Annotated in this window: 12 protein-coding genes; 6 read left to right on the top strand and 6 right to left on the bottom strand. The window is 42.6% G+C overall.

What is annotated here, in order from left to right:
• Positions 1–112 precede the first annotated feature (112 nt).
• Positions 113–490 (top strand): autonomous glycyl radical cofactor GrcA, encoded by a 378-nt coding sequence (gene grcA, locus E5A76_RS19405; RefSeq protein ID WP_008988465.1) that lies wholly within the window; start codon positions 113–115, stop codon positions 488–490.
• 152 nt (positions 491–642) lie between these two features.
• Here the strand turns inward: grcA and thrC are convergent, their stop codons facing one another.
• Genes thrC through thrA form a run of 3 tightly spaced genes read right to left on the bottom strand, consistent with a single transcriptional unit; the run spans position 643 to position 5,346 of the window.
• A complete protein-coding gene (thrC, locus tag E5A76_RS19400) occupies positions 643–1,926 on the bottom strand; it encodes a threonine synthase (protein ID WP_161119923.1) in 1,284 nt (427 codons plus the stop codon).
• Between the two features lie 2 nt (positions 1,927–1,928).
• On the bottom strand, positions 1,929–2,885 hold the full coding sequence (gene thrB, locus E5A76_RS19395; protein WP_053987944.1) for a homoserine kinase: 957 nt from the start codon (positions 2,883–2,885) through the stop codon (positions 1,929–1,931).
• 1 nt (position 2,886) lies between these two features.
• A complete protein-coding gene (gene thrA / locus E5A76_RS19390; protein WP_161119922.1) occupies positions 2,887–5,346 on the bottom strand; it encodes a bifunctional aspartate kinase/homoserine dehydrogenase I in 2,460 nt (819 codons plus the stop codon).
• A 426-nt stretch (positions 5,347–5,772) separates the two neighbouring features.
• On the opposite strand from thrA, the gene aceK reads away from it, so the two are divergent.
• Complete coding sequence (gene aceK, locus E5A76_RS19385) at positions 5,773–7,524, top strand: bifunctional isocitrate dehydrogenase kinase/phosphatase (RefSeq protein ID WP_053987946.1); 1,752 nt, start codon at positions 5,773–5,775, stop codon at positions 7,522–7,524.
• A 144-nt stretch (positions 7,525–7,668) separates the two neighbouring features.
• Positions 7,669–8,142: a hypothetical protein gene (locus tag E5A76_RS19380; protein WP_053987947.1), complete on the top strand. Its 474-nt coding sequence runs from the start codon at positions 7,669–7,671 to the stop codon at positions 8,140–8,142.
• Positions 8,143–8,147: 5 nt separating this feature from the next.
• On the opposite strand, the gene E5A76_RS19375 is transcribed toward E5A76_RS19380, so the two are convergent.
• Positions 8,148–8,642 carry a putative 4-hydroxy-4-methyl-2-oxoglutarate aldolase gene (locus E5A76_RS19375; protein ID WP_161119921.1) on the bottom strand — a complete coding sequence of 165 codons (495 nt, stop codon included), beginning with the start codon at positions 8,640–8,642 and terminating at the stop codon, positions 8,148–8,150.
• Positions 8,643–9,359: 717 nt separating this feature from the next.
• On the opposite strand from E5A76_RS19375, the gene arcA reads away from it, so the two are divergent.
• The gene (gene arcA / locus E5A76_RS19370) at positions 9,360–10,079 is read left to right on the top strand and encodes a two-component system response regulator ArcA (RefSeq protein WP_161119920.1); all 720 of its coding nucleotides are present in this window, start codon (positions 9,360–9,362) and stop codon (positions 10,077–10,079) included.
• Between the two features lie 74 nt (positions 10,080–10,153).
• Here arcA and arcB read toward each other — a convergent pair whose 3' ends face one another.
• Together arcB and E5A76_RS19360 are read right to left on the bottom strand one after the other, a co-directional pair.
• Positions 10,154–12,523: an aerobic respiration two-component sensor histidine kinase ArcB gene (arcB, locus tag E5A76_RS19365; RefSeq protein ID WP_161119919.1), complete on the bottom strand. Its 2,370-nt coding sequence runs from the start codon at positions 12,521–12,523 to the stop codon at positions 10,154–10,156.
• A 148-nt stretch (positions 12,524–12,671) separates the two neighbouring features.
• Positions 12,672–13,610 carry a TIGR01212 family radical SAM protein gene (locus E5A76_RS19360; RefSeq protein WP_161119918.1) on the bottom strand — a complete coding sequence of 313 codons (939 nt, stop codon included), beginning with the start codon at positions 13,608–13,610 and terminating at the stop codon, positions 12,672–12,674.
• Positions 13,611–14,264: 654 nt separating this feature from the next.
• Here E5A76_RS19360 and gltB point away from each other — a divergent pair.
• On the top strand, positions 14,265–18,812 hold the full coding sequence (gltB, locus tag E5A76_RS19355) for a glutamate synthase large subunit (RefSeq protein WP_161119917.1): 4,548 nt from the start codon (positions 14,265–14,267) through the stop codon (positions 18,810–18,812).
• Positions 18,805–20,271 (top strand): glutamate synthase subunit beta, encoded by a 1,467-nt coding sequence (locus E5A76_RS19350; RefSeq protein ID WP_161119916.1) that lies wholly within the window; start codon positions 18,805–18,807, stop codon positions 20,269–20,271. The genes gltB and E5A76_RS19350 overlap by 8 nt, the downstream gene beginning before the upstream one ends.
• The last annotated feature ends 361 nt before the right edge of the window (positions 20,272–20,632 follow it).

Raw genomic sequence — 20,632 nt, 5'->3', positions numbered from 1 at the left:
GTTTTTTGTTGTAATTTGATCTCAATCAATACACAGGAGACCGAGTTGAACTATATAATAAATAGCTCAACAAAAATGGATAAATTTACGCCAAAACTCTTGGAGAAAAGTTATGATTACTGGTATTCAAATTACTAAAGCAGCAAACGACGAACTACTAAACTCTATCTGGATCCTAGACAGCGAATCAAACGAAGCACGTTGTGTTTGTGCAGCATCTGGTTTTGAAGCTGACCAAGTTGTAGCTCAATCAGACCTAGGCGATATCGAGTACCGTGAGCTAGCTATCGAAGCACCAGCTAAGATCGAAGGCGGTCAGCACCTAAACGTAAACGTTCTTAAGCGTGAAACGCTAGAAGACGCAGCTAAGCACCCAGAAAAATACCCACAGCTAACAATCCGTGTTTCTGGTTACGCAGTACGTTTCAACTCACTAACTCGTGAGCAACAACAAGACGTTATCGCACGTACTTTCACTAACAGCCTATAATTCTGTTAGCGACCTTAATTTAAGGTACGTAGCAATAAAAAAACGGCACAGAGTGCCGTTTTTTGTTATCTGTCTTTATGCTCTGCATGAGTAGAATACTAAAAAAGGAGCCGCAGCTCCTTTTTGATTTTCAATTCTCGCTCAATAAATCCCTATTGAACTGAACGTAATACGGCTTTCACAGCTTCAAAATCATTATCACGCTCTAGTGATAACAACTCCATCGCATTGTGCTTCGCCAAAGGCCCTGGTAGTGGAATGTCTTTTGCTAAGATCTCATCAACCACTTCTTTAAATTTCGCAGGGTGTGCAGTACATAAGAATAAGCCAGTTTCGCCTTCATTCAACTGCTCGTTAAGAATACGATAAGCAATCGCACCATGAGGCTCACACAAATACCCTTCTGCATCCATCTGCTTTAAGGTCTCAGCTGTTTGCTCATCTGTTACCGCACCATATCCTAGCTCGCTCAAGCCCCAGCCTTTAAGCTGACATAGCTCTTCGATACGTGGCCAGTTGTTTGGTTGGCTCACATCCATCGCATTTGAAATCGTCGGTACTGTTACTTTCGGTGACCAGTCACCTGTTTGCAAGTAACGTGGCACCGTATCATTAACATTCGTAGCCGCAATAAAGCGTTTAACTGGAAGACCAAGCGATTTTGCCAATAAGCCAGCAGTTAAGTTACCGAAGTTACCACTTGGCACTGAGATAACAACCTCTTTTCGCTCTGCTTTTGGCAGTTGCGCTACAGCTTCAAAGTAGTAACAGATCTGCGCCATTAAACGGCTAATGTTGATCGAGTTGGCAGAGTTTAGACCAACTTCTTGGCGCAATTCTGCATCATCAAAGGCTTGCTTCACCAAGGCTTGGCAATCATCAAAAGTACCGTTAACTGCAACGGTGGTAATGTTCTTGCCTAGTGTACAAAACATTTTTTCCTGTAGCGGGCTGATTTTGCCTTTCGGATACAGGATCACCACCTTGATGTTATCCATGCCATAAAAAGCATGAGCAACAGCAGCACCAGTATCACCTGATGTCGCAGTCAGAATGGTAATTTTTCCGTCACTATCTGTTACAGCAGCCAGTGATTGCGCCATGAAACGGCCACCAAAGTCTTTAAATGCTAAGGTTGGGCCGTGAAACAACTCTAACGCATACACGCCATCTTTTACTTTATTGATTGGTGCAGGGAATTGGAATGCTGTATCAACCATTTGGCTAACTGTCTCAGCACCGAGTTCATCACCAATGAAAGCCGATAAGATCTTGCTGCTGCGTGAGATAAAATCCATCTCTAGTAGCGCATCAATATCACCTAACTGTGGCAACTCTAATGGAAAGAATAGGCCTTGATTACGACCTAAACCTTGACGTACCGCCTGACCAAATGAAACCTGCTCTGCGTGTTCTTTTAAGTTATATAACTTCATTGTTAAAGCTCACTTCCTGTTACTTTTGCGCCCAAGCTGTCAAGACGACAGACATGAACAAATCCTTCATCATTTTGAACATAATGTTCTTCAAGCCAACGTGCAAGTCGTTTAGCTACGTCTAAATCGGTACAAATACTAAACATGGTTGGGCCTGAGCCCGAAATCCCACTCGCAATCGCTCCAGCATCTAATGCATATTGACGTGCTTTAGCAAAGCCTGGCAGTAGTTTTTCACGATAAGGTTCTGCCACCACATCTTTGATCATTTTAGCGGCTAACAACGGTTGATTTGAGTGACAAGCGTGAATAAAGCCCCCTAAGTGACGACCATGAGCAATCACATCTTGGCGACGATATTGCGCTGGTAAAATAGCACGGGCTTCAGCGGTCGGTACTTTGATCCCCGGATACGCCATCACCCAATACCAATCATCAAAACAAGGTACTTTTTGGCTGATAATACCTAGCTCTTCAACCATAAATTGCAAGCCACCCAAGTAGCATGGAGCAACATTATCATAGTGAAGACCACCTGATATCTCGCCTTCCATTTCACCCATTAGCGCTAATAATTCGGTTTCATTGAGCGGTTGATCATGAAAACGATTAAGTGCATCAAGGGCAGCCACAATCGAACATGCGCTCGAGCCTAAGCCCGAGCCAATAGGCATGTTTTTCTCAAGAGTAACCGACACAGGTAATAGTTTGATTGCTTTTTTATCTAGCTCACGGGCAAATACCTGCCAGCAGCGATAAACAATATTTTCTTCAGCTTGTTGCGGCAATTTATCAACAAATGCACCAACACACTGCAAGCTAAATGGCGTATCACCCTCAGCCACTTTCACCCGATCACCTAACAAGGTGCCATCAATAGGAGAAACCGCTGCACCTAATACATCAAAGCCTACGCTGACGTTACCAATCGATGCAGGAGCATAAACAACAACACTCATCTTATACTCCTCGCTTCCAACCTAATGTACGCATCAGATCGGCAAACACACCCGCAGCAGTCACTTCAGTACCTGCACCGTAACCACGCAGTACTAATGGAATTGGCTGGTAGTAACGGCTATAGAAAGCAAGGGCATTTTCACCATCTTTGATCTTAAACATTGGATCATCAGGGTTAACCGCAACAATTTTCACCGAGCACTTACCGTTATCAATTTCACCAACATAACGCAGTACTTTGTCTTCTTTTGCTGCATCTTGGGCAAGCTTAGTAAAGTATTCATCCGCTTGTGGTAAGCGTGCCATAAACTCATCAACCGATCCTGATGCATCAAAACCCGGTGGCAGCGCTTGTTCAACATTCACATCAGAAAGCTCTAACGCTAAACCTGATTCACGAGCCAAGATCAACAACTTACGCGCCACATCCATACCCGATAAATCATCACGAGGATCTGGCTCTGTAAAACCGTTATTACGTGCAACCGTTGTCGCCTCGCTAAAGCTCATACCTTCATCTAACTTACCGAAAATGTAAGACATAGAGCCAGAAAGAATGCCAGAGAAACGCTGCAGCTCATCACCAGCAGCCATCAGATTTTGAAGGTTTTCGATAACTGGCAGACCAGCGCCAACTGTGGTGTCGTACATAAACTTACGACGGCTTACACGTGCTGCTTGACGCAATTGTTGGTAGTACGCCATGCTCGCCGTATTTGCCTTTTTATTAGGTGTGATCACGTGGAAACCTGCAGATAAGAAATCAGCATATTGCTCTGCGATGGTTTGGTCTGACGTACAGTCGATGATCACAGGGTTAATAATGTGATTACGTTGAACAAGTTGGATCATACGAGCAAGGCTTAATGGCTCGCTCACTGCACCCATTTGATCGCGCCAGTTATCTAAATTGAAACCGTCACTATTGAGTAGTAAGCCTTTGCTGTTTGCCATACCGCAAACACGGATCACAATGCCATCATCTGCGAGTTTGCTTTGCTGACGTTGGATCTGATCAACTAATTCACCACCGACACCACCAACACCAATCACGAACACATCAAGGAAGTGCTGACTGTTAAATAGATTTTCATGACACGCTTTCACCGCTTCAGATACTTTGTTTTGTGGAATAACCGCTGAAATGGCACGCTCAGAAGAGCCCTGTGCAATCGCAACAATGTTCACATCCACTTCAGCCAGTGAGGTAAAGAAGCGAGAAGCGACACCGTGAGAAGTACGCATACCGTCACCAACTAAGGTCACGATAGAAACATCATCCGAAAATTCAACAGGCTCTAATAACCCTTCTTTAAGCTCTAGCTCAAAGCTTTCACTTAATGCCTTTTCAGCTTGAGCACGATCCGAAGTTTCAATACAGAAACTGATACTGTATTCAGAAGAAGATTGAGTGATAAGTACAATCGATACACCAGCAGATGACATCGCACCAAATACGCGTGCCGCCATACCAACCATACCTTTCATACCCGGACCTGATACGTTAACCATGGTGAGATCTTTTAGGGTCGTGATCCCTTTAATCGCTAACTGATCTTCACCGGTATCTTGACCAATTAATGTACCTGGTGCTTGTGGACTAAAGCTATTTTTGATCAGACATGGAATTTGGAATTGAGCAATAGGTGCGATGGTTTTCGGGTGAAGTACTGAAGCACCAAAGTAAGAAAGCTCCATCGCTTCTTGGTAGCTTAATGATTTAAGTAAACGCGCATCAGGCACTAGGCGAGGATCGCAGCTGTAGACACCGTCAACATCAGTCCAGATCTCACAGCAATCTGCACGTAGACAGGCAGCCAGTACAGCAGCTGAGTAATCAGATCCATTACGGCCAAGCGTCACTAACTCGCCTTTACTATTACCAGCAGTAAAGCCCGGCATGATGCAGACATGACCTTCAGGTAATGGCTGACGACGGAAGTTTTGCGTTGAGATCTCAATGTCTACATGCGCTTCAAGGTAACTCCCTTCCGCATATAAGTATTGAACAGGATCAATAAGGCTAGCAGGTTGCCCTTTTGCTTCAAGTACCGCTTTCATTGCCGCAATTGAAATACGCTCGCCCTTACTGATAATCGTCGCATAGACATTATCAGGGCAGAGACCTAATAACTTAATGCCGTGAACATACTCTTTTAATTGACCTAATGAACTTGCTAGCTTGGCATCTAACGCTGCTTTATCAAAACCTGGCTCTAGGGTTTTCAAACCACTAAATAGCTCAACAAAAACTTGCTCAAGATCGGCAAGTTGAAGTGATGCATCGCCAGTTTTAACAGCGTTATCAATCACAGAAACCAGCTTGTTTGTCACTTTACCCGGTGCAGATAGCACCACAGAGACGTCACCTTGCTGAGCATTATTCGCAATAATATCAGCAGCTCTTAAAAATCGCTCTGCATCGGCTAATGATGAACCACCAAACTTAAATACTCGCATTCCCTACTCCCGAGTCTCTATCCTGAACTATCTAGTGCTTTAACCTAGATATACTCAAATTATGTGAATTAAAAATCGTTAAAAAAAAACCCGCAGCTCTTATGAGTTGCGGGCTTATTGTTAATCTTTGCGCGTATCAGCCCGCACTAACACCTAAAATGTTAATGGTAATAATCGTGCGTGTAGTGCCGTTAAAGCTGAATACTTTTTTCATGTTGCTATGAATTCTCTTTTTGCTGATAGTTTACGTTTACAGCAATCATGGGTTAGAGTCAATAATATCTTCACAATTACACAACACAACAGACAGCAAAGTTTTACCATTAATCAACCGTTCTCATTAACAATTGTCACTTGCTATATTGGTAGCCTAATGTGCTATGTTGCATAATTCATATATTACCGATACACCAAGAGAGGTACGCCATGAGTACAGCGATGGAATCTTTAATAGCTCACACTATATTGCAAGGCTTTGATGCTATGTATGGTCGCTTTCTTGATGTTACAGCTGAAGCTCAACAGCGCTTTGAAAAGCAACAATGGGGTAATGTTCATCATGCATTAAAAAAACGGATCAGCTTTTATGATCACCATGTGGAGCTGGTTACCAATCAAATCCAAATCATGCTCGGTGAACGTTATGCTAACCATGATTTTTTAATGGCCGTAAAAATCGCTTATCAAGATTTATTATTGGATTATCCTCGTTACGATATTGCTGAAAGCTTTTTCAATTCCGTTTATTGTCGTATTTTCAAACACCGCAACATCAATCGTGACAAGTTGTTTGTGCATACATCACAAGAAGATCGCGTTCCCCCTTACCCAACCTCATTAACACGACATTACCAAGTTCAAACAACCCTACGTGCGATGTTTGAACGTATGCTTGATGACACTCCATTCACCCTACCATGGCAAAATAAAGCGCGAGATATCGACCACTTACTTAACTATTTGCAACGAGATCTCGGCGCAAAATTCGATCAAGGCACGACATTAGAGCTCATTCGTGAACCTTTCTACCGTAACAAAGCCGCATATTTAATTGGTAAACTGACCTTTGCTAATGGTGATTTTTCACCTTTTGTTATTCCTATTTTTAACGATCATAACCATGAAATTTATCTCGATGCTTGTATTTGTGATGTGAACGATATCAGTATCATCTTCGGCTTTGCCCGTTCCTATTTCATGGTTTATGCGCCAGCACCAGCAGCACTTGTGCGCTTTCTCTCACAACTGATTCCCAATAAAACACTGGCAGAGCTTTACACCGCTATTGGCTGTCAAAAACACGGAAAAACAGAGCTATATCGTGAATTTTTAGCTCATTTAGCAACAACTAATGACAAGTTCGTTATTGCTCCGGGGATCAAAGGAATGGTGATGTCGGTCTTTACCCTGCCTTCTTACGACTTTGTTTTTAAAATCATTAAAGACAAATTTGCGCCACAAAAAGACATTAACCACAATACGGTTAAAGAAAAATATCAGCTGGTAAAAGAGCACGATCGTGTTGGCCGCATGGCTGACACCCAAGAATACAGAAACTTTTGTTTCCCAAAAGAACGTTTTAGTGACGAGCTTATTGCAGAATTACAAGCAATTGCTCCTTCGATAATCACTATTACCGACGACACCATTATGATCGCGCACCTCTATATGGAGCGTCGCATGGTGCCATTCAATCTCTATATCGAAAATGCGAGTGATGACGAACTGCGCTACGCTATCGATGAATATGGCAAAGCCATTAAGCAACTTGCCGCAGCCAATATTTTCCCCGGAGATATGCTATTTAAAAACTTTGGGGTAACGCGCCATAAACGGGTGGTTTTCTACGACTACGATGAAATTACCTATATGACAGAAATGAATTTTCGAAAGATCCCGCCACCACGTTATCCTGAGGATGAGCTGGCAGCTGAGCCTTGGTATAGCGTTGGAATTAACGATGTTTTTCCTGAAGAATTTCGCACTTTCCTGTTAATTAATCCCAAAGTCAGAACGCTATTTGATGAACTGCATAGCGATCTCTTTGATGCCAACTACTGGCAACAACTTCAGCAAAATATTAACGATGAAAATTACCCCGATGTGATCCCGTATCCTGAGGAGTATCGCTTTATACACCATTACATCAGCGATAAGGATAGTGCCACCTCTCTGTAATAAAGAAAGTACTATTTACATAAACAGGCGTTGTAGATCATACATTGAAAAACTCATTGCATATTTCTCACATCTGCAATGCCATTTTCAACGGCGATCCCCTACAGTTAGAAGCATAAAATAATAATTAGAGAATAAGCTGATATGGCAAGATTATTTTTAGGGATTATTTTTTGTTTGGGCTCTCTTTTTCAGCCGGTAATGGCAACAGAATTTGAAGACTTAGGCTTAACTTATGACGGTGGTAAAAAGCTATCGTCAGGCTGGTTTCTATCTTCACAATCACGTCATCAACAAGCCTTTGATGTTTGGCAGATCGACAGCGGCTATTCATATCCAATATCGAAAAATACGCAGGTTTATTTGAGTACCCAACTGACCTCAACCACAGAGCAACAACATGGGTCTCGTGGTATAGCCTCTGGCGTAAAATACAACCTAACACCTAAAGTAAGCCTGCAAAGTGAAATTAATACAGCAACAATGGCTGAAAAAACCAAAGTCGGCATTGAGGTTAGTAGCCAATACAAAGTATCAGATAAATTAAATCTACGTGCTAGTGTCGATTATGAAGAGCTTGAACAAGTAATTGAATTAGGGTTGGGATTCAACTTTTAGTTATGTTAGTTCAGAACTGATAAATCTAATGCTGTTTTAGACAGAATAATGCCATTTAAATCAGCATAAATGTAATCCCCTGGATACACTAAATCTTCATTGATATTCAATGTAACATTTAGCTCTCCCATTTGACGCTTAATGGTTTTTATTGGGCAAGCTCCTATCGCTTTAACACCTAAATCCAGCGTCGCTAATGTACCGACATCACGTACAGCACCATTTACAATAATTCCCTGCCAATGATTTTTAATCGCCAACAGTGCCAATTGATCACCAAGTAGCGCACGACGACAACTACCATGACCATCAATCAATAACACTTTACCAGTACCATCCTGAGACAAAATATCACGGACTAAACTATTATCTTCAAAGCATCGTAGTGTCACGCATTGACCATAAAAAATCGGCTTACCGCCATAATCATTGCACGTTAAAGGAAGAAAATGGATCGCTTGTTCATAGTGATCGCAGAGATCAGGCAATAAATCTTTCATGATTTCCTCCTTGAGTAACACAGGCATTGCGAATAGATACTTAACAATACTCATGAGTACATTAACAACCAACCTACCCATTTATGGTTAGCCGCATAAAAGCAACACTAATCTCTAAAAGTATCTTTTATATCCAATACACTTAATGAAGCATGTCATATCACCGATTTTCCATACTAAATAGAGAAAAATCATATTTAGAGTAATGACACATAAAACATGCAACTAGTCGATGACAATGTTACAATTAAAAACATAACGTAAATGACATGTTGTCGTTAATGTAAGTTATAGCTTCAAAAACACACAATCGGTATGTTTTTTATTAATTTTTAATGTTGAATTAAGCAAGCCTCAGTGATTTTATCAATATTGTTAAATATAGTGATAACGAGCGCTAATACTTCACTCTGTTTGATATAAATCAACAAAGTTATAAATAGCTATACTAAACAAACGTACAATATTGTTAGAGAGCTGTTAAGTGAATACAATCGCTGCATTAATTAGGGAGAGTGTAGCCAACACCTCAGTTAATGAGGTATTTCGATAGCATTTACTATTACTATCGGAAAAAGGATGGTGTACCAACATAGGCAGCGATTTCGTAACCAATAAGTATTTTCGTTAATACTTTGCCTATATGTGAATTATTTTTATAGAATTTAACTTAACTCTGTTCATCGCAGATTTAGTTTTTGATATTAGGTACTGCCAATGCAAACCCCTCACATTCTTATCGTAGAAGACGAGCACGTAACACGTAACACCCTAAAAAGTATTTTTGAAGCGGAAGGTTACACTGTTTTTGAAGCAAACGACGGCGCAGAAATGCACCAGATGTTATCTGAAAATCCTGTTCACCTAGTGATCATGGATATTAACCTACCAGGTAAAAACGGTCTTCTACTAGCTCGTGAGCTTCGTGAACAAGGCGATATGGCGCTAATGTTCCTAACAGGTCGTGATAACGAAGTTGATAAGATCCTAGGTCTTGAAATTGGTGCAGATGATTACATCACAAAACCTTTCAACCCTCGTGAACTTACTATTCGTGCTCGTAACTTACTAACTCGTGCAATGAACCAAGGTCTTCCAACTGAAGATAAGAAGTTAGTTGAGCGTTACGAGTTCAACGGTTGGTCTCTAGAAATTAACAGCCGTTCACTAGTAAGCCCAAACGGTGATCAGTTCAAACTTCCACGTTCTGAGTTCCGTGCCCTACTTCACTTCTGTGAAAACCCAGGCAAGATCCAAACTCGTGCTGATCTTCTTAAGAAGATGACAGGTCGTGAGCTTAAGCCACATGACCGTACTGTTGACGTGACTATCCGTCGTATTCGTAAGCACTTTGAATCAGTTGCTGATACCCCAGAAATCATCGCAACTATCCACGGTGAAGGTTACCGTTTCTGTGGCGATCTAGGCGAAGAGTAATTCGTTTAGTTACCAATAAAAAAGGCTCCCTTGGAGCCTTTTTTTATATCTGTGATTAATGTACAGTTTCTATTTTACTTGCCGTACTGCTTAAGCCACGCTTTCAATACATCAATATCGTTTTGATAGCAGTTTTTGATCTCATCAACCCAATCATTAATATTTTCCCACCAAGCTGGTAGCTCTGGCGATTGCGCTTTTTGCGCCACTTGCTGAATGTGTTTTAGACCAATAGAACCTGCAGCACCTTTGATTTTGTGCGCTTCGAACTTAATCCCGTCTTGATCTTTCGCGACCATATTGGAGTCTAAAATCGCAATGTAATCTGGCATCATTTTTTCGAACATTTCGATACTGGCATAGACAGGTTTAGTACCAACAATATCAACATAAGACGTCAGCATTTCAAGATCGAGCAATTTATCAATCATGCTCTCACTTGGGCCAGATTGCTCATGGTCAGATTCTAATTGCTCAGCAACTTCATCTTCTTCATAGCTACAACTTAGTACAAGATTTTCGATCACACTGGTGATTGCTTTAACACTTAATGGCTTACTGATCGCTTCATCCATGCCTTTTTCAAGGTATTCGGTTTTATCGCTGATCACGTTTGCAGTTAGTGCAACTAACGCTGGTAAATCTTGGTATTTTTCACGTAACTGCTGCGCAATATCAAAACCTGTCATGTCTGGTAATTGAATATCTAACAGCACTAGATCGTAATCTTCAGGTTTGAACATGGCTAAGGCTTCATCACCTCGCATTGCTACAGTTACTTCATGACCTAGACTTTCTAGTAATGATTTTGCGACCGTGATATTTAACTCAATATCTTCAACCATAAAGATACTTAAACCCGTTAGCTCAGGTTTCACTTCAGTCACAATTTCTTCTTCAATCACATCTTCGACTAGCGGTACGCGAATTTTCACTCTGAATGTACTGCCTTCGCCGACTTCTGAATCCACCGTGATGTCACCGCCCATCAATTGCACTAACTGGCGAGATACCGCTAAACCAATTCCCGTACCCACAGCATGAATATTGTCATCACCCTGTTTTACTTGGTAATACATGGCAAAGATATTATCGATTTCAGACTTAGGAATACCAACACCGCTGTCTTCTACTTCAAAAACAATATCAGCATCATGTTCATGAATTTCACTGCTTACCGATAAAATCACACCACCGTGTTTGGTAAACTTGGTTGCGTTACCAATTAAGTTCCAAAGCACTTGGCGTAGTCGTGTACTGTCGACTTCAATATTCTTAGGCAGATCCGTTAAACATTCCAAATCAAAGCGTAAGCCTTTTTGCTCTGCCATTAATTGCGAGATATTACCCATTTCATCAACAAATTCATGGAAATCCAACGGCTTTGGCATCAACTCTAATCGACGACGATCGGATTTATCCAAATCAATAATGTCGTTAAAAATGTTACCTAGGGTGATCGCACTAACATGCACTGTACGCAAATAGCCACGCTGCTCATCAGTAAGCTCTGTATCCAGCAACATTCGACTTAGACCAACAATACCATTAAGTGGTGTACGTAATTCATGGCTGATCGTTGAGATAAACGAGGTTTTATCGCTACTCGCCTTCTCTAACGCATCTTCATACTTTTTACGTTCAGTAATATCACGACCAAACCCCATTAAACCTAAGCGGCGACCATTACGACTGTAAAATGGCACTTTGCGCAATTCAAATAGCGCTCGTTTACCATTTGGATAAACCAGCCATTGCTCATCAGTCATCGCATTATTTTCGTGAAATAACTCTTCATCGGTTTTGATGATTTTCTTAGCTACTTCTTCCGGATAAACATCCCACGGCGTTAAGCCCACCAGCTCTTTCTCCGTTTTGCCTAGCAGCTCAGACATTGCACGGTTACAGCCAGAAAACTGGTTCTTTTCATTGCGGTAGTAAATCAAATCAGGGGAAGCATCAAGAAACGACTTCAATAATGCACTTTGCTCCGCTACGGCAAGTTGGGCATTTTCACGCTGATAGACCTCATTTTCGAGATCTTGCATCGCTTCTTCACGGGCTTCCTCTGCTTTTTTCCTTTCTTCAATTTCTAAATTTAGCTGCGAGATATTATCTTGAAGCTGTTGGTTTAATTCCAAATCACGAGAGCGCATCTCTTCTAATTTAGTTACCAATTTAGATAGGCGTTGGCGAGATTCCTCTAATTGATCCACCACCACAGAGAGAAAGTACACCGCCCAAGGCGTGATCAATAAACCAAAGGTTACCGAGCGAACAATATCAATATCATTCACCGAACCATGTAAGATCAAAGTCACACACACTTGGACAATGACTGCTAGTGCAACCAAGCCTAAAGCGAGTAATAAACTAAAACGAACAATCCCCAGCTTAACCAGAAGATCAACATAGAATTGAGCTAAAATTTTGACTTGTTTCATCACTGAATACCAAAAGAAAGAAGACACCGCTAAAACGGATTAAACCCGTTAATGATAAGCGCTCATGCAAATTGCGCCAAAATATACGGTAAAACTTTAACCTTTACCTACAAAAAAGCCCACATAATGCAGGCTTTATTGTTACATCCTATTTTAATTGTGGTAATTCATACACAAATGCATCATCAATAAGGCTACCTTGTGCACCGTGGCGATCGAGACTGCGACCAATTTCAGTCATCGCTAACCAACGGTTCTCACACCACATTGGTGCTAATAAAGTAGGACGTCGAGCCGCGGCTGACACACGGTGATAGACCACATTGGCAGGTGTTAAACGGATCATCTCAGTAGCAATATCGGTGTAATCTTCAAGGCTGATCGGATCTAAACGCTCAGCTTTAAACGCTTGTCCCATCTTACTGCCTTCAACAATATGCAAAGGATGAAGCTTAATACCATCAACCCCTGCTGCAACCACTTTATTAATGGTATCGATATTGTCAGCTTTCGTATCGCCCGGTAAACCAACAATCAAATGGGTACAAACTTTAATACCTAATGCACGAGCACGCTGAGTGATCGCTTCATAGCAGGCAAAATCATGCCCACGATTAATACGCTTTAGGGTTTTATCATTGGCAGTTTGCAAACCAAGCTCTAACCAAATCTCATAACCTTGCTCCACATAACCAGACAATAACTCTAATACCGCATCAGGCACACAGTCAGGACGGGTTCCTACACATAATCCAACGATATCTGCTGTTTTTAACGCTTCTTCATACATCTTCTTCAATGTTTGTACTTCAGCATATGTGCTGGTGTAAGCCTGAAAATACGCTAAATAACGTTTCGCACGATGGATTTCACCAGCACGATCAGTTAGTTGCTGCTGAATAGGTAAATATTGTGTTTTTTCATCGGCAAACGACGCCACATTACAAAAAGTACAACCACCTCGACCAATCGTACCGTCACGGTTAGGACAACTAAAACCACCATGTAATGTTAACTTATGTACTTTCTCGCCATAGCGACGTTGTAAATCTTGACCAAAAGTATTGACGAGTTCGTGGAGTTGCATTGCTTGACCTAATCGTAAATAAGTATGAGTAGCTGTAAAACCGCGATAAATAGCGAGCTGATATAAAAGGACACGCAAGATAGCATCAATCACACGTTTAAAGTTTGTGCTGAGACAAAAATACCGCGTTCTTATTCCTAGTAAGCAAGCAGCTTTTAACGTAAATAAAATACAAAAAGAGAAATGGATTACGAGCAAATACGATAACGACAAGAGTACGTGACACTCAGCTTTTTTGCATGAAAACCCAATTGCGAATAATTATCAGGATTAGAGTGCTATTTTCGTGTTTAACAATGCAACAAAATAGCAATATTATGATGACTAAGTGTTAATTTTTATTGGTAATTAATGTATCAAAATTGTAGGATAGTTACACTTGTGCGCAATTTCTGAACAATAAAAGTGACTTAATCACCCTACATTAAAGTGATTAATTTCGCCCTTTCTCAAGAAATATAGTGTATTCGTTTACCTCACAACGAACACAGCAAAATTAAGTTTGCCAATAAAAAGGCCGTTTCACCTTGCGCAAACACATAATCATTACCGGTAGAACAGGATTGTTCATTTCAATACCTCATGATTGTGACAATAAATTAGGGATAACCAAGCCTTAGGAATATGGCTTGATGCAACTGGAAGGATGTATCTATGACAGATCAAGAGCTGAACGCTCAGGGACTTTATGTGCCTGAAATGGAGCACGATGCCTGTGGTATCGGCTTTGTCGCCCACCTAAAAAACCGTAAATCTCACCAGATTGTTACTCAGGCTCTCGATATGCTTGCGCGTATGGAGCACCGTGGCGGTCAAGGCTGCGATCCATGCAGTGGTGACGGTGCAGGTATTTTGCTGCAAAAACCTCACGAGTTCTTATTAGAAGAAGCACTGAAACTGGGTATTAAATTACCGACCTTCAACCAATACGGTGTCGGTGTGGTGCTATTTCCCAAAGATGAACATAAACGTCAACAATGTCGCGAGATCTTAGAGCGTAATGCGAAACGTCTTGATCTTGAGGTAATTGGTTACCGTGTGCTTCCGGTGGATAACTCAATGATCGGTGAAGATCCATTGAGCACAGAGCCACAATTTGAGCATGTGTTCATTACTGGTGGTGCTAATCTTGATCCTGCGGTACTTGAACGTAAATTGTATGTTCTACGTAACTACACGGTACGAGTTTGCCTTGAAAGCGTATCGAACATTGGTGATGACTTCTACATCAACTCACTGTCATATAAAACGCTAGTGTACAAAGGTCAGCTGACCACAGAGCAAGTACCTCAGTACTTCCTTGATCTGCAAAATCCAACGATGGTAACAGCACTGGCGCTGGTTCACTCTCGTTTCTCTACCAACACCTTCCCGCGTTGGCGTCTTGCACAGCCTTTCCGTTACATTGCGCACAACGGTGAAATCAATACCGTACGTGGTAACTTGAACTGGATGAAGGCACGTGAAGCGATCCTTGAATCGAATCTATTTAGCAAACAAGAAATTGAGATGCTATTGCCTATCTGTCAAGAAGGTAGTTCGGATTCATCTAACTTCGATATGGCGCTAGAACTGCTAGTACTATCTGGTCGTAGCCTGCCGCATGCCTTAATGATGCTGATCCCTGAAGCATGGCAGGAAAATAAGAACCTCGATCCTAAGCGTCGTGCCTTCTACCAATACCACGCCAATATCATGGAGCCGTGGGATGGCCCTGCTTCGGTGTGTTTCACTGATGGTGTTCAAGTAGGTGCAACCCTTGACCGTAACGGTCTGCGTCCTTCCCGTTATACCGTGACCAAAGATGACTTCCTCGTGATGGCATCAGAATCTGGCGTAGTTGAAATTGAACCTGAAAACGTCCAATTCCGTGGCCGCCTACAACCAGGTCGTATCTTCGTTGCCGATCTAGAACAAGGTCGCATCATTTCTGATGAAGAAGTGAAAGATAGCATCGCAAGTGCACAACCTTACGAGCAATGGGTAAAAGACAACCTATTAAGCCTTAAGACGTTGCCAGAAGCGGACAACATGCACCACCAGCCAACACCTGAGCGCTTACTGCATCATCAACAAGCATTTGGTGTCAGCTCCGAAGAAGTGAACGACATCATCGTTCCCTTGGCAAAAACCGGTTATGAGCCATTAAGCGCAATGGGTGCTGACTGGCCATTAGCAGTGCTATCACACCAATCACAGCATCTATCAAACTACTTTAAGCAGCTGTTTGCGCAGGTAACCAATCCACCAATCGATCCAATTCGTGAACGTATGGTGATGTCATTGAATACTTACCTTGGTAAGGATCAAAACCTGCTAACAGAAACACCTGCACACTGCCGTAAAGTTGAACTGGAATCACCTGTTCTTTCTAACGCTGAGCTGGAGAAAATCCGTGCTATCGATAAAGAGCATTTACAATCAAAAACGCTCGATATCGTATTTAGTGCAAGCGGTGAGGAAGGCAAACTAGAACGCGCCCTGAAACGTATTTGTCAGTACTCTGAAGATGCTGTTATTGATGGTTACTCGATCATTATCCTAACTGACCGTGCGGTAAACTCTAACCATGCAGCAATTCCTGCAATGCTGGCAGTCGGTGCTGTTCACCACCACTTAATCCGTAAAGGTCTCCGTGCGAAATGTGACATCGTAGTTGAGACGGGGGATGCTCGTGAAACCCACCACTTCGCCACACTTGTTGGTTATGGTGCGAATGCTGTTAACCCATACCTTGTAACTGAAACGCTGGTTGATCTTCAACGTAAGCGTAAGCTTGATCCTGAAGTACCAACAGACACCTTATTTGATAACTACCGTAAAGGGGTTAACGGTGGTCTATTAAAGATCTTCTCGAAGATGGGTATTTCAACACTACAGTCTTACCACGGCGCACAAATATTTGAAGCACTCGGTATTAGTAAAGCGGTCGTTGATAAATACTTCACTGGTACGGTTTCTCGTATTCAAGGTCTCACCATTGATGACATCGCACAAGAAGTGCTAGTTCGTCACCGTGTCGGCTACCCTACCCGTGAAATCCCAGTACAGGTACTCGATGTTGGTGGTGTTTATCAGTGGAAACAACGTGGTGAAAAGCACCTGTTCAACCCTGAAACGATTTCACTGCTGCAACAGTCAACACGTAACAAAGATTACAGCCAGTTTAAGCAATATGCGAAAGCAGTTGATGATCAAGGCGATAATGCTGCAACACTACGTAGTCAGCTTGATTTCATCAAAAACCCAGCAGGCTCTATTCCACTTGAGGAAGTCGAGTCAATCGAGAATATTCTTAAGCGCTTTGCAACAGGTGCAATGAGCTTTGGTTCTATCTCTTATGAAGCGCACTCAACGCTTGCGGTTGCAATGAACCGTATTGGTGCAAAATCTAACTCTGGTGAAGGTGGTGAAGATCCAATTCGCTTTGAGAAGAAAGACAATGGCGATTGGGAACGCTCTGCAATCAAGCAGGTCGCATCAGGTCGTTTCGGTGTGACATCTTACTACCTAACTAACGCTGATGAGCTGCAAATCAAGATGGCTCAAGGTGCGAAACCAGGTGAAGGTGGTCAGCTACCGGGCGATAAAGTTGATGATTGGATCGGTGCTACTCGTCACTCAACACCAGGGGTTGGTCTAATTTCACCACCACCTCACCATGATATTTACTCAATCGAAGACTTAGCGCAGCTGATCTACGATTTGAAAAATGCTAACCGTGCAGGACGTGTCAACGTCAAACTCGTATCGGAAGCTGGCGTAGGTACGATTGCATCCGGTGTTGCAAAAGCTAAAGCAGACGTAGTACTTATCGCAGGTTTCGACGGTGGTACAGGTGCATCACCAATGTCATCGATTCGCCACACAGGTCTACCATGGGAGTTAGGTCTTGCTGAAACGCACCAGACCCTACTAAAGAACGGTCTTCGTAACCGTATCGTTGTTCAATCTGATGGTCAGATGAAAACACCACGTGACCTTGCTATCGCAACCCTACTGGGTGCCGAAGAATGGGGTGTCGCAACCGCAGCGCTTGTGGTTGAAGGTTGTATCATGATGCGTAAGTGTCATAAGAACACCTGTCCGGTCGGTATCGCAACGCAAAATAAGACCTTACGTGAGCGCTTTGATGGTCGTGTAGAAGACGTTGTGACGTTCTTCCAATACATGGCTGAAGGTCTACGTGAAATCATGGCTGAGCTTGGTTTCCGCACTATCGATGAGATGGTTGGTCAATCTCATAAATTGAAAGTGCGTGACAACATTGGTCACTGGAAGTACAAGAACCTCGATCTAAGCCCTGTGCTTTACATCGAGCAACCACGTAGTGAAGACGGTGTCTACAACCAACGTGAACAAAACCACGGCCTAGAAACAGTACTTGATCGCAAGTTAATTGAACTGGCACAACCGGCACTGACCGAAGGCAAAGCGGTCGAAGCAGAGCTGTCTATCATCAACACCGACCGTAGTACAGGTACTATGCTGTCGAATGAAATTTCGAAAGTGTACAAAGACCAAGGTCTACCACAGCCAATGAACGTTAAGTTCAACGGCTCAGCAGGTCAAAGCTTTGGTGCTTTCCTTGCCAAAGGCGTGAAGTTTGAAGTCGAAGGCGATGCAAACGACTACTGGGGTAAAGGTCTATCTGGCGGTACGCTAGTACTCTACCCTGATGCAAAATCTGACATCGTTGCTGAGGACAATATCGTTGTGGGTAACGTTTGTTTCTACGGTGCAACCTCTGGTGAGTCTTACATTCGCGGTATCGCAGGTGAGCGTTTCTGTGTACGTAACTCTGGTGCACACGTGGTGGTTGAAGGTGTCGGTGATCACGGCTGTGAATACATGACAGGCGGTGTTGCGGTTATTCTGGGTCAAACAGGTCGTAACTTTGCTGCTGGTATGAGTGGTGGTGTTGCTTACGTTTGGGATCAATTTGATGACTTTGAAACCAAACTCAACCCAGAACTCGTTGATCTCGACCCAATCGAGAAAGAAGACCAAGAATTATTACTAAATATGCTAACGAAGCACGTAGCATTGACTGGTAGTACGGTTGCAGAGCTTTTCCTATCTAACTTCGAAGAGAACCTGAAGAAGATGGTGAAAGTGATGCCAAGGGATTACAAAGCTGTACTACAAAAGCGTAAAGCTGAAGCTCAAGACAAGGAAGCGTTGGAGGCCATCAATGGGTAAGCCTACTGGATTTTTAGAATTTGGCCGTGAACTGCCAAAAAAATTGGATCCGAGTGTTCGTATCCAAGATAACAAAGAGTTCGTCTTAAATGACGAGTTCGGTGACAAGATCAATGATCAATCGGCACGCTGCATGGATTGTGGCGTTCCTTTCTGTCACAACTCATGCCCTATCGGTAATATCATTCCTGAATTTAACGATGCGGTTTACCGTGATAGCTGGGAAGAAGCGTGGAACATCCTAAGTTCGACCAACAACTTCCCTGAATTTACAGGTCGTGTCTGTCCAGCCCCTTGTGAAAGCGGCTGTGTACTGGGGATCAACCAAGATCCCATCACTATCTGTAACATCGAAAAGACCATCGTGGAAACCGCTTACCGTGAAGGTTATGCCAAACCAAAAACGCCACGTTCTCGCACCGGTAAAACCGTGGCAATCATCGGCTCAGGTCCTGCGGGGCTTGCTGCTGCCGAGCAGCTAAACAGTGCAGGTCACACCGTGACTGTATTTGAGCGCGATGAAAAAGTCGGTGGTCTACTGCGCTTTGGTATTCCAGATTTTAAACTGGGTATGGATATCATTGATCGTAAGATCAACTTAATGGCAGAAGCTGGGGTTAAATTTGAAGTTAACACCCATATTGGTGTAGATATTAATGCTAAACAGCTTCGCCAAGAGTTTGATGTCGTCCTACTAACAGGTGGTTCAACAGTGCCACGCAACCTGCCAATTCCGGGGCGTGAGCTTAACGGTGTTCACTTTGCGATGGAGTTCCTAGCGCAAAACAACCGTCGTGCTAACGGTATGGATTTAAAAACCAAAGAAATCCATGCCAAAGACAAGCATGTGGTCGTCATTGGTGGTGGTGATACGGGCTCTGACTGTGTTGGTACATCAAACCGTCACGGTGCAGCCAGCATTACTCAGGTGGAAATCATGCCGATCCCACCAGAGAAACGTCCTGCAAATCAGCCATGGCCGTCATACCCAATGATCATGAAGACATCGACATCACATGAAGAAGGCTGTGATCGTTACTGGAACATCTTAACCAAAGAGTTCATCTCTGATGATAACGGTAACGTGAAAGGCTTACGAATTGCAGATATCGTTTGGCAAGATGCAAAACCGGGTGAACGCCCTGAGTTTAAAGAAGTGGAAGGCTCTGAGCGTGTTATTGCTTGTGATTTAGCTTTCTTAGCGATGGGCTTCTTACACCCTGAGCCAACAGGCGTACTTGCTCAACTTGATATTGCTCTTGATGAGCGTGGTAATGTGGCAACCACCGATTTTGCGACTAACCAAGCAGGTGTCTTTGCCGCTGGTGACATGCGTACAGGTCAGTCTCTAGTGGTACGTTGTATCAACGAAGGCCGAGAGTCAGCACGTGCCGTTGATGCTTACCTAATGGGTAACACCAATCTTGAAGCAAAAGCAGATTCATTAATGCTTTCTTAACATTTTTTGTAAAGTAAGCTTCTTTGTTAAAGCCAGCTCTTCGGAGTTGGCTTTTTTATTGTTACGACTCTCAATATTATTTTTTTCGCTATATTTTCTCATTATCCCTTAATAAACCTGCACTTTATTCCTAATAATAAGACGCTCAGCATCAAACATTGCTCAGTATAAATGCTTACAACTTGCTATATTTTCTTATGGTAAAAGAAGTTATCGCTATTTATCTTAACTTCATAATATTTCACTCCATTTGTTATGTCTATTTGACCTTTTTGTAAATTATGGTTACTTTGATGAATCGCAGGAAGCTGAATTGATGATCAGGATGATTATCAGATTGATGCAGTAAACCTGCTTATGA

The sequence above is a fragment of the Photobacterium lucens genome (genome assembly GCF_009873615.1).
Classification (GTDB): Bacteria; Pseudomonadota; Gammaproteobacteria; order Enterobacterales; family Vibrionaceae; genus Photobacterium; species Photobacterium lucens.
Note: the sequence above shows the minus strand (reverse complement) of the source record. Positions and strands in the feature narration are given on the sequence as shown.